Below are 12,891 nucleotides of genomic sequence, written 5' to 3'. Positions count from 1 at the left end.
GTCGGTCCGGTACACCGGTGGCGCGGCGTCGTCCGGCAGCGCCAACTGCTGCCGCTGGTAGTTCAGCAGGTGTTCCTCCGGCTGGGCGCTCTCCGGTGGCGCCTGCCAACTGGAGTTCCGTCCCTCGGCCGCGTTCATGTCCGACACGATCACGGTCAGCACGCAGTTCGTGTCCGACCCGCTCGGGTTGACCAGCGTCAGCCAGGGGTACGCGGCCCGCGCCGACGCGTCGTCGGCGAACCGGGACGGGATAACCCGCACCGATCCGCCGGCCGGTCCCCGCCCGCCGCCGATTCCGGGCCCTGCGCCACGGCCTGGCCCGCCGACGCGTGAGTCCGCCGAAGTGTCGGCGGGCCGCTTGTCGGCGTCGGTGAAGTCGATGAGGGACGGTTCGGGTACGACATCGTCGATCTGCCGGACGAGATCGGCCTTGAGCGCGTCGAGCTCGGGGAGCTTGCTCCGCAGCTCGGGGTCGGTCGCGGCGGCCGCCCGCAGGATCCGGTCGAGGACGTCCAACTGCTGCCGGACCGCTGGCAGTTGCTCCCGCCACGAGGGGTCCACCGACTCGGCTGCGAGCAGACCGAGACTTGTGCTGATCGCCTCGTACGGGCCGTCGACGGCGCGCCGGTGCTGAACGGGCAGCCGGAACGGGTTGTTCAACGCCTTGAGGAGCCTGCCGAGGTCGGCCGCGAGCCGGGTCGGCTGCTCGTGGTCGGGTCGGCCGCTCTCCGGCGCCGACGGCGAGCCGTCCCGGCTGGCTTCGGAGGTCGACGGCGAGCCGACCCGGGCGGTCTCGGGCTGCGGCGGCAGGGGCCGGTGGTGCGGTGCCGGCTCGGCGAAGTCGGGCTCCTCCAACCGCAGGTCCGACAGGTCCATCACCAGGCCGGAGGCCGGGTCGAAGTCGAGGTCCAAGTCCGCGTCCGGGTCGTCGTCCACGGTCAGCGTGAACTCGTCAAGGTAGCCCAGGTCCGCGTCGTCCGGTTCCGTCGGCGCGCTCTCGTGCGGCGGTCCGAAGTGTGCCCGGCCGTCCCCCCGTCGTCCCTGGAAGGCGATCGGCTCCTCGGGTCCGGCGACGACGAACCTCAGCTCCGGATCGGAACCCGAGAGCACCCAGCTGTACGAGTCGATGACGACGACTTCGTATCCGGCTGGGATCTCGTCGAAGTCGCTGCTCTCGGCTCGCAGCAGGAACCGCTCGCCGTCGACGAGGCGTGCGCCCACGTCGGCGGGCAGCATCACGAAATTGCGACCCCATTCGCGCTGCCCGTCCCGAGCGAGCACCGCCTCGGTCGCGTCGCGTTCGTAGCGCCAGTTCTCCGCCACCCGCGCGTTGGTGTCGGCAGAGTGTTCGCCGGCCATCCGGTCGAGCAGCGCCGCGTACCGTGCGCCGTCCGACGGGTCGGGGGGTACGGAGACGACCTTTACGGCGGTGCCGTCGCCTCGCCGTACGGTGGTGAGCGGGGCGATCGTGCTGCTCTCCTGGACGAACGCCAGCTCCCACAGGTATCGGGCGGCGATGATGTCGGGCCCACCGAGCCGGTCGACGTCCTTCATCAACGCCGACGGCAGGTCGGGCCGGCGTCTGCGCGGGGAGTCCGGATCGCGGTAAGCGTTCCGGAAGACCGCCGCGATGCTGTGCACGCCCGCCGCGCTCCCGGCCGCCAGGTACTCGTCCGGCAGGCCGAGCAGGTGCATCATCTCGTGCAGGACCCAGTCCTGGATGCGCTGCGGACCCTGCTCCGGTCGGGCAGCTCGCAGGGCGCTGACCGGCCAGGCAACGTTGCTCATCGGGCCGGTCGCCGGCACCTGGACGACGTGGTGCGCGTCATCCTTGTTGTCGGTGAACTCCACGACCAGGTGGAACTGGTCCCCGTCGGGGAATCGGAAGCGTCCGTTGATCTCCTGTGTGACCGCGGCGCGCGCGTGCTCCATGAACGCCTCGACGTCGGCGTGGGCGACGTCGTCGTCGGCGGCGAGGTGGATCCGCAGCCGGAAGATCCGGACGGACTGTGCGGGCATCGGTGCGCCAGCCGGGTCGGTCTCTTCGACCGCGACCCGGGCCACGTCGTACCGGACGTTGGACCGGTAGCCGGCGAGCAGCTCCGGGCGAGCACGCGATTCGCCCGCTTCCGCGGATTCGGCGTCGACTCGCCGGAATGCCGCCTCCGGCAGCACCGTCAGGATCTGGTCGACGTTCGGGACCGGTGTGTCGGCTCGCCACCAGCCAGGCGCAGCGGTCGACACCGCCGCGAGGCGCCAGCTGCTCAGGTAGTCCGACTGCGGGAACTCGTAGTCTTCCGCCTGGACCGGCGGGCGCGGCGGGGGAACGACGTAGTGAAGTTCCACCGGCGGCGCGTTCCGCTGGCTCGGATCCAGCTCCGCCATCGGTCGGGTCTGGATGTCGTAGCGGACGGTGGCGAGGGTCTCCCGCACCTCGGCCGGCGTGGCCGCCCTGCCGGTCAGCTCGGCAATCCGCCGAGCGACCTCCGCCTCCAGGCTGCGGTGGAACCGTGGCTGCACGTCGAGGACGGCCCCGCCGTACCCGTCGTCGGGTTCCCCGTGGCGCTCGTCGTACTGCCCGACGACGATGACCTCGATGGGGGAAGGCACCCTGGTCGTACCGACCGGGTCCGGGGTGTCGCCGAAGCGCTGCTGCGCCACGGCTCGGACGGCGACCTCGGCGGCCAGTTCGTCGATGTCCGCAGCGCCCTCCCGGGTGGGCAGCCCGGTCGACGGTACCCGTGGCACCACGAAAGCTCGGCCGTTGGGGATGAGCTCGCGCTGGCCGCGTAGCGTCCCGGGCTCGATCGCCGTCGGCGCCTGGTCGACGGCGCGGAGGCGGAGCCGGTCCACGGCCGGTGTTCCCGGCGCGGCGGCGGGTTCCCGCACCACGGAGAAGCGCACCTGCACCCGAGGAACAGCCCGCGTCGCCGGTTGCCGCTGGCTCCAGCGGGTGAGTCCGAGGGCGAGCTGGAGGTTAAGCTGGCTCGTCAGCCATGCGACGAGGTCCGCCTCCCGCGCTTGCCGGGCGGCGCGGTCGGCGGGGACCTCGCCCGCGGGTGCGGGTTGCAGACCGATCTCGACCTCGACGGCGAGTGGCCGTGGATCCACGATCGGCTCGGGGCCGAGCAGCTCCACCATGGCGGCGTCCGTCGTCGCCGCCCTGGCCCGGTCCCTGATCCACCGGATCGTCCCGGTGGCCACGGCGGCTCCCGGATCCGGTGCCGGGTCCTCCCCGTGCGCGCCCCGTATCTCCCGCAGGTGGCGGGCGAGCTCGCCGCGGGACAGCACCGCCGACCCGTCGGTCCCGGCCACGATGTCGAGCAGGCCGACCGCCTGCATCTCGACCGGTCCGGCCCACAGCGATTGCCCGCTCGCCGCCTCCGCGCTCGGCCGATCGGAAGGTGCCGGCGTGGCGGCCGCGGGGGCGGCCCCGCTCGTCGTCGGGGGTGACGGTCGAGCGGGCGGCGAAGGAGCGTCATTCGGCCGAGGGCCGTCAGGATCGGACGACTGCGGCAACGATCGGGGAAGTGTCGCTGGGGCGGCGTTCGCGGGCCCGTTCGTCGGTGCCGGCGTCGTGGGCAGGTCCGGGACCACGGTGACGTGCTGCGCTGCGGCCGGCGCCGGCGGCACGGGGTAGGGCAGCGGCGCCAGGAACTCTCGTTCCCGCGCTTCCCGCTCCCGGTCGTCGCGCTGGAGGTCGCCGCCGTGGCCCTCCGCGACAGTCGTCCCCGGGGTGGCCGGATCGATTGGCGCCGGGTCCATGGTCGGGGCAGGCGGCGTCGGCGGCAGCGTGGGGCCGTCCTGCCGCGGGCGGCGCGTGAACCCCTCCGGTACGGGTCGACGGTTCTCCGCCGTCGTACCCGACGGGTCGATGAACAGGATCCGGGCGTCTGACGGGTCGCCCGTCACCGGTGCCCAGCCGTCGGCCGTCCCGTCGTCCGGGACCGGGATCAGCCGCCGGTCCCCGGTCTCGTGCGGGTCGCTCCAGAAGATGCGACCGCCGGCGGTGTGGTAGACGGCGGAGGCGCGTTCGCCGCCGTCGCCGTCCCGGTCGAGGACGAGCGCCGCGCTGCCCGGCCCCAACCTGCGCACCGTCTCGGGCACCGCCTCCCACGACGCGGTCCGGCTCCAGTGGTCGAGGCGGGAGAAGTCGTCGGCATCCGGTCGAGTCCCGCTGTTCACGTGTTCCGGGCCGAGTGGCGGGCGCACCCCGGCCGGGTACAGCTGCTCGGCGAGGGCACCGAGCACGGCCAGCTCTTCCGCGTCCGGCCCGACCGACTCGACAGCCAGGTCGGTGGCCTGGAGCAGACGCGCGGGGGTTAACACGCGCCCGTTCACGGTCAGGCGCTCCCGGCGCGGGTCGCCGGGACTGAGCAGGCCCTCCGGCGAGCGCTGGCTCTGCCCGTACAGGCCTTCGGGCGACGGCACGTTGACCGTCCGGCCGTCCGGCAGGTGCACGACCAGCGTCAGTCCGTAGTGGTAGAACGTGTGCCGGGCCTTGTACTCGGTGTTGCGCTCGGCGATCTCGGCCAGCTCGGCGGTGAACTTCTCCCCGGAGTGGCTGCCCGCCTTGGCACCGAGCCGGGCCCCGGCGGATCTGGTTTTCCCGCCCGGGACGGCCGCCGCGTCGACAGTCACTCCCGCGTCCCAGCCGCGCGAGGAGCCGCTTTCCACGACGGGCTTGGTCTCCTCCTGGGTGTACCGGCGCGCCTTCTCGGTGGGGTTCACCGGCATGCCGCTCTCGTCGAGCAGCTGCGCGACGTCGGTCAGGACGATGCCGAGCCGGACGTCGGTCCCGGGCACCCGGTACTGGTGGTCGAGCAGCTGCTGAATCCGCGGGCGCAGGTTCGTCTCCGCGATGAACTGCCCGGGGTCGACGAGGACGTCCCCGAGGGCGAACCCGGTGAGCCCCAGCAGATGGCGGAAGACGAGCTGACCGAGCAGGTTGGTCGGCGCCACCTTGGCGGAGAGCTGCGTCTGCGAGCCGCCCGGCTCCAGCGCCCGGATCAGGTCCCGGCCGAGGTTCGCGGTGATCGGCAGGGCGATCGGGATGAAGGTGGGATCGGTCGAGACGAGGTCGTTGAGCCCCATGTCGCGCGGCGGTGACTCACTCCACGCCTGCGCGCTGATCGGCTCGCCGTGCGCGAGCAGCGGCTCCCAGCGCTGCGAGTTGTTGTCGGCCGGCCCGGTCAGGAACGCGGGGAGCAGCCGGCGCACCGATCCCGCCTGCGGCCGCGGATCGACCATCTCCCAGGCGTTGCGCTGCGGGTCGATGAGCGCCCGCAGCGTCGGGAAACCGGTCGTCAGGGGCATCAGCAGCGACCGGACCGCGTTCCCGACCACCTGCAGCTGCAACGGCATCTGATGCGTGTACCGCATCTCCACGGTGAAGTGGACCTGGTTGGTCAGCTCGTGCGACCCGGAGGTGCCGTACCGGAAGATGTCCTTGGTGGCGTGCTCCTCGCCGTGCTCCCGCGACGAGGACCAGTCGTAGTCGACCCGTCCCGTGCCGCCACCGACGCCAGCGGCCCCGGCCCCGCGCCCGCGACCCACGAAGCCGACCTTGGCCGACCAGCCCGACGACTCGCTCTCCTCCGTCGAGTCGTACCCCTGACCGCGCAGGGTCAGGTTGACCTCGGGCCGGGGCCGGTCGGACGTGACGGCACCGAGGGACGCGCTGACCCGTACGAAGAGGTAACCCGTGCCCAGCAGCGTGCCGGGCACGACGAACCACTCCTGCACGCCGCCGCCGAACAGCTCGAACGCCTCGACCTCCAGCGCGTCCAGCGAGAACGTCTTGGTCAGCGCCTTGCGCAGCATCGGCGGCGGCCCGCTGTCCGCCGGCGGCAGGACACCCCGCTCGGTCAGCGTGTCGAGGATCATCTGCAGCGGCGGATCGTCGGTCTGCAGCCGTTCGACGTGGCTCGCGGCCCGGCCGAGCTGGGGGTCCAGCTCCCGCCGGGGGGCCGGCGAATCGGCGAGGGGGACGGTGCCGGGCAGCCCGAGTTCGTGGGCCATCCGGTTCGGCACCTGGAACTCCATGCCGTTGTGGACGTCGACCGTCGCCCAGCGCTGCACCACGGCCGGGTCCGAGCCACGCCAGCCCTTGACCGTCACCGTGAACCGGACCAGCTTCGGGCGGTAGCTGTGCACCGGCCCCTTGTAGGTGGCGCGGGTGATGTCGATGCTGCCGGATCCGCTGGCCGCGGAGCGGCCGGACTCCAGGGAGGCGTGCCCGGAGAGGTAACCTCCGCCGATGTTCGACGCCGCCGAGTCGTCGCCCGTCCGACCGCCGCCGGAGTAGTACGCCCCACCGCCCGCGCCGATCGAGAACGACTGCTCGGTCTCCTCCGCGACGTCGAACTGGGATGCTGCCTGGGCGTACTGCTCGATCTCCACCCCGTCGCTGGTGCCGACGTGGGGCGCATCATGCACCGAGGCCGTGATCTCGGCCTCGACGGTCATGCCGTCGCGCGTGCCGAGCGGGATCGTCCAGCGCTGCTCGGTACTGGTCAGGGCCGGCAGGTTGGCGCTCAGTTTGGTGGGTACCGCGAGTTCGGCGTCCCACAGCTGCGCGGGCCACTTCGACGGGTCGAGGTGCCAGCCGGCGGCCTCGCCGTGCGCCTGCCCGTAGAGGCGGGCCACCGTGGCCGGAAGCTCGGGCAGCTCCGCGAAGCGGGGATACACCCCGGCGACGCCCTCCCGGTGGAACGGCACCGCCCCGGGCAGCGGCGGCGGCGGGCTGTTCCCGTACATCCGCACCGTGACGCCGACCTCGCCGATCTCCTCGGCGGTCGGCGTCGTGGCCGGCAGATGCTCGACCGGTACGACCACGTGCTGCTGGACGTCCGGGCCGTCGATCAGCCATCTCGTCGGCGCCCCGTCGTCGGGCCACACGGTGACCTCGTACACCAGGTTGTAGTCGTGCTGGACGACGTCCTTCGTGGTCTCCGTACGTCGGTAGCTCTTCAGCGTCCGCGAGTGACCGCGTTCCGTGCTTCGCTCGTACGACCCGTCGACGTGCAGCCCAGGCAACTGTCCCCGGATGCTCCGGCCGTACCCGAAGACGGCGTTGGCCGAGACTCCGCCGTGCAGCCGCTGCTTGTTGGTGACACCGGCGCTCACCTTCGCCGTCGACATGGCCCGGTTGTTGACCGGCATCGCGTAGCTGCTGCTCCCGATCCACTCCCGGGGGTGTGCGGTCACCAGCACCTTGTACCGCTCACCGTCGATCTCGAACGTGGTGAAGATGCCCGCCCGCACCCGCGCCGGATCGGCCTCCAGCGCCGGCAGTCCGTACCGGATGGCGGCGAGTCGCTGCACCTCCGCCCAGGATCCCGACTCCGTGACGGAGCCGGCGCCGCCCGTCTCGAGCTGGCCGCGTAGCGCTCGGACCTGACCGACGGTGTGTCGTAGCGCGGTCAGCACCTGGGGCATGACCCGGTTGCCACCCGGCAGGTGGTGGGTGGTGCCGGGACCTTCGCCGCGCCGCGCCGCCATGAGCAGCGGCTCCCGGTCGGCCGCCCGGTCGGGCCGGAACGGCGCACGGACCTGAGGTGCGTCGCGGCGTGGCGCGCCGAGCCGATTCGTGACGCCCTCGGCGCTGACCGGTGCCGTCGGCGTCACCGTCGGTACGGCAGCCCTGTACCAGAGCGGTTCCGCCGCCGGCAGGGGACTGCCGTGGTGTGTCCGCTCGAACGCCTCCGCGTCGGTCGTCGGCACGCCGAACTCGGCCATGACCCGTGCGTCGAACCACGGGATCCGGTGTGTGCTCGAGTCCACCTTGACGTTGACCGACACGTCGGCCGCGTACCGGGTGTGCTCGGCGGAGCGGACGAGGACCGTGTGGTTCATCGCTCCGCCGCCGACGTCCTGCGCCGCCGACCTGCCCCACTCCAGGCCGGCGTTCGGCCCGATCCCACCTCGGTCGGCACCGGAGGCGCTCGCGGTCAACCCGCTCGGGACGGCCCGGAGCGCGAGCCCGAAGGAGTAGGAGCCGGACCGGGTCTCGGAGTCCCCCTGCGCGGCCCCCAGGTCGTCGCGGACGGTCACGCCGTCGACTTTGCCCAGCCGCTGCAGTCGACGTATGGCGAGGTCGACGGTTACGTAACCCCGGAACTCCCTGCCCACGCCGATCGGCACCGTCAGCTGCTCGGACATGTCCCCGCCGTTGAGCAGCCACCGGCTGCGTCCGCGCGCGGTCCGTTCGTTGAGCAACTGCTGGGTGACGTGCTGCGAGACAGTCGCCGCGGCGTCCGCGGGCAGATCGTGGTCGCGTAGCTGCCGGTGCAGCGCCGCGACGGTCGGTGTGAAGTCGATCGCGGTCAGCACGTCGTGGGCCGTCGCCGGTCCCGGCCGCGCCCGCCCGTCCGCGTCGACCGTGACGTTGCCCCGCGGGCGCTGGTCCCGCCCGACGTACTGCTCCGGGAACTTCACCACGAGCAATCCGTCGTCGGAGTCGAGCCGATGGGTGTCGCCCCACTGCCGTCCGTCAACGAACACGTCGACCGCCAGCCCGCTGGCGTAGCTGGGCCCGCCGTTGAAGAAGAGTTTCCGCCCCGAGATCACCCGGTCCGACGAGCTGACGGAGTGCGAAGTGGCGTACTCGCCCTCGAGCGGAAGCCCGATCGGCATGAACTGGAACTTGCTGGGCAACTTGACGATCAGGTCCGGTCCCGTGGACACCTCGCCCGGCTTCGTCTGGTCCCGTGCCTTGCTGGACGCGGTCGAGTTGAAGGCGACCTCGAACCTGGTTCCCTGTGCCGGGCGCGCCGGCACGGGCTTCGCCGCGTGCAGCCGAGGCTTGATCCAGACCAGCCGGCCGTCGATCACCCCCGTCCAGCCCTCGCGCAGCAGCTTGTCCCACCGGTCGGTGTTCGCGTCGGCGGAGGCCAGGTCGACAAGTGCCGCCGCGTCGGCGGCGGACCTGTCCGGCCGGTCCGCGGCGGCCGTGGTGTGGCCGTCGACGCCGAGGAGTGTGGTGAGCCGGGCGCGTACGCCGTTGCGCAGGTTCTCCGACTCGGCGTCGGTGGCATTCGGCGCGCCGGGCGGCAGCGCCGCGACGATCTGCCCGGCGACCCGGCCCGGGTCCGCGTACCCGGCCGACTGGATGCTCATCGCGCCCGTCGCGCCGTGCTCGATGTACCAGGGCGGCTGCGGGACGTCCTCCGGCGGATCCACCGGGTCCGACGCCGGCTCGGCGGGCGCCCCCGGATCCGCGGGCGGCTCGGTGACGTCCGTGCGGGTGTCGACGACCGACCCCGGGCCGGCGGGCGGATCGGTGACGTCGGTGGCGGCCTCGGCCGTCGACGGGGGACCGGCTGGTGGCCCGGTCGTCCCGGGCGGTGCGGCCGGTGGTGCGGCGGGCGGCTCGGTGGTCGGGTTCTCCGGGCCGACCTTCACGGCCCGGCGGGCGCGTTCCGTCAGCTCGTCGACGACCTCCTGGTCGAGCCCGTCCCGCACGAGCGGGTTCGCGGGCTCGACCGGCAGATCGACGACGAAGCGCACCCCCGGCCGCAGGCCGGGCGGGGTCAGCTGGACGTCCTCGCTCTCCGGGCCGGAGAGTGGGTCGGTCGGCTCCGGGCCTCGTCCCGGCGCCGGCGGAACCGGAGGCGTCGGCGCGCCCTCCTCGGACGGGTTCTCGGCGCCGTTCTCGTGCCGGCCGGACGAGTCCGGCGTCCCGCTCGCCGAGGTCCCCGGCACGGACGGCGTCTCCGGCGGAGTGGGGGACCGCCGCCCCCGCCTGAGCAGGGCACCGTAGCGGTGGTCGGTCGGCGCGTCGACGATCGCGCGCGCGACGGACTCGGACTCCGGTCCGGTCGGGAGCACCACCGGGGTCGGCTTGCCGGCGTCGGGTCCGCCGGGCGACGGCTGCTCGGCGAGGGGGACCTCGCGCCCCGTCGAATCGAGGATCAGCACCCGCGCGGCGACGGCGGAGCCCAGGTCGTCACGGGTGACGAGCCGGCTCCCCTTCGGCTGCTGCGGCTCCAGCCACTGCAGCGGTTCGAAGAGGTCGGTGGTGTGGTAGAGCGCGAAGGCGTGGCCGATGCCGCTCGGCTGCTGCCACAGGACGAGCGCCATGCTGCCCGGTCCGGCCTGGGTGACGGCCCGCTCGACGTCCGCCCAGGACGAGATCGGGTGCCACGCCGCGCCGCCGCCGAGCCGGTCCGCCACGTGCCCGGTGCCGACCCTCAGATCGTCGGTGGTCCGACCTGCTCGGGCGACCGGTGCCCGCTTCTTGAAGACCGCTTGCCGGATCGCGATCAGCTGGTCGACGCAGAGCTCCGGATCGGGCTGCGTATCCGGGTTTCCGGACTGCGGGCGTACCCGATCGGCGACCTCGTCGACCACCTGCTCGACGCCGTCGCGGTCGAGCCGGACGGCCGGCTGATCCCCGAAGGGCGGAACCTGCGACGGCACCCGCTGCGGCCCGTCGCGGTCGGATCCCGGCAGGGTGTCCCGTCGCGTGCCGGCGCTCTCCGGCCGCCGCCCGCCGGCCTCGTCGACACTCGTACCCGGCGTCAGGCTCGCCGGCCCGCTCGGCGCGGGCGGCGGCACCTCGGCGGCGGGCCGGAACGGGTTGTTGGCTGCGGGTCCGTCGGTGGACGCGGGTGCCGGCACCTCGGCTGGGGGCCGGAACGGATCGTTCGTGCCGGCCCGGTCACCGTTCGGCGCGGGTACGTCCGTGCCGTCCCGGAACGGGTTGTTGGCTGCGGGTCCGTCGCTGGCTGCGGGTGCCGGCACCTCGGCGGCGAGCCGGAACGGGTTGTTCGTTCCGGTCTGGTCGCCGTCCGTCGGCGTGGGAACCTCCGCGGACGTCCGGAACGGGTCGCCCGCCGCGCTCACTCCGTTCCCGGCGCCGGGCCCGTTCGGCGGACCGCCGGTACCGGTCTCCCGGATCGGTGTGGGCTGCGTCGCCGCCCCGGTCGACGCGGCGGAGCCGTTGTTGCCCGTGCCGCTTCCGGCGGAGGTCGACCCAGGGCCGGTCGTGGTGCTGGGTCCGGTCGTGCTGCTGGCGGGTCCGGTCGTGGTGCTGGGTCCGGTCGTGCTGCTGGCAGGTCCGGTCGTGGTGCTGGCGGGGCCGTTGGCGCCCGTACCACTTCCGGCGGAGGTCGACCCGGGTCCGGTAGTGGTGGCGGTCGTGCCAGGCCCCCCGGCGGGTGTCGGTGACGCCGGTCCGGTGGCGGGCGTTCCGCTCCAGGAGCCGCCCGTGGCCGGCGGGCCGTCGCCGACCCAGGTGCCGTCGCCCTGGCCGGTCGTGTCGGGCACGCCGGTCGTGTCGGTGGTGTCGACCACGTCGACGGGCGCGAACTCGACGGGCACCACGGTTATCGGCGGCGGTATGTAGAGGTCGTCCCCGTCTGGGGTGGAGTCACCGGAACTCGTCGCACCGTTGGCGCCGGAGACCTCATCGGCCCGGGAGTTCGGCCCGTTCGGCGTGTCGGCGTACGGCGGGGGCGTGGCCCGTGTCGGGCCCTCGTCGCCGGCGTCGTCACCGGGTCGCGTGCCACTCTCCGTGCCGCCCGCACCGGCGTCGGCGCCGGAAGTGTTCCCACCCGTCGAGCCCGGGCCGTTCGAGGCCGGGCCGTTCGAGGCCGGGCCGTTCGAGCCCGCGCCGTTCGAGCCGGCTCCGGCGCCACCCGCCGACCCGGGCGTGGCCGGGGGCGGCGCCGTCGCCTCCTGGTAGGACGGCGGTGGATCCACCGGTGCCGGCGAGCCGCCGGCGGGTGGCCCAGCGCTCGTGGACAGGTCGCCGGTGCCGCCCGGTCCGTGGGTCTCCAGCCGCAGGCGGGTTCCCGCCGCCGTGCCGAGCCCGCTGAGCAGGCCGGAGAGAGCTCCGGAGACGAAGGTGGCCGGGGTGCTGCTCCACTCCCAGCCCTCGCCCGTCATCGCACCGTAGGTGCCCTCGCCGACGACCTCGGTGGCGCCCTCGTGCAGGGTCTCCCCGGCGAGCGAATGATGCCCGGCTGCCGGGTCGTGCCTGCGGTACGGCGGCGGGGCGTCGGGGTCGTGCTTCGTGTACGGCGGCGGGGCGTCGGTGTCCTTCGAGCCAGAGTACGTCGGCCCGTTGTCGGACTCCTTCACCACGGTGTTGATGACGGGATCCTTGACCGGGGGTGGGAGCGGGCCGTCGTCCTTGACCGGGGCAGGGGTGGGCAGGTCGTCCGCGGCCCCCTTCCCCGGAGGCGGCACCGGCACGTTGCCCTTGCCGAAGAGCTTGTTGAAGATCGCGCCGCCGCCGGCGCCGAGGACCATGCCGACCACGCCGATCCAGGCGCCGATCTCGGCGGCCTTCCCGGTCTGGTCCCAGTTCCAGCCCTTCTGGTTGCCCTCGGAGATCATGATGCTCTGCGCGATGATGTCCATGAGGACCTGGAGGCCGACACCCATCGCCTGGCTCATCGCCACCGCGTAGATGAGCTGGGCCAACCATCTGGCGATCATCAGTTTCTCGACCAGCAGGCGCATGGCGAGCTTCTCGAGGACTCCGGGAACGAGCCACGCGATCGCGAGCGCGATGGCGACCTCGACCATCAGCTGGATGACCGAAAGGAAGATCATCAGCTTGGCGTACTCGACCTGGTTCGCCGTCTTGCCCAGCTCGTCGCCCATCCGCCGGACATAGCGCGACGCGATGCCCAGGAAGCCGTCCTCCGAGAGGAAGTCCTCCATCGACTCGACGAAGGCCTGCTCGGACTCGCCCATCACCCCCTCACGGATGTTGTTCACCCCGGTGATGAGGAGGGGTACGACACGTTCGATGCCGTCGGCGGTGTCACCGAACGCCTCGGCGATCGCGCGCACCTTGTCGGGGTTGGTGGCCGGGAACTCCTCGCCGGAGAGCCACTTGAGGAAGGCGGCGGCCTCGTCCGACATCTCGATGTCCAC

Annotated in this window: 1 protein-coding gene (running past one end of the window); it reads right to left on the bottom strand. The window is 73.0% G+C overall.

Annotated elements, in window-relative coordinates; genetic code table 11:
- On the bottom strand, positions 1 to 12,891 hold the beginning of the coding sequence (locus BXA10_RS08915) for a toxin glutamine deamidase domain-containing protein (protein ID WP_139337930.1). 17,262 nt of this gene lie to the left of the window's left edge; the window shows 12,891 of its 30,153 coding nt (coding positions 1-12,891); it begins with the start codon at positions 12,889 to 12,891; the stop codon falls past the left edge of the window.

Origin of the sequence: Micromonospora avicenniae (assembly GCF_900156065.1) — a bacterium.
GTDB classification, from domain to species: Bacteria; Actinomycetota; Actinomycetes; order Mycobacteriales; family Micromonosporaceae; genus Micromonospora; species Micromonospora avicenniae.
This window is presented reverse-complemented; position numbering and strand designations above follow the sequence as displayed.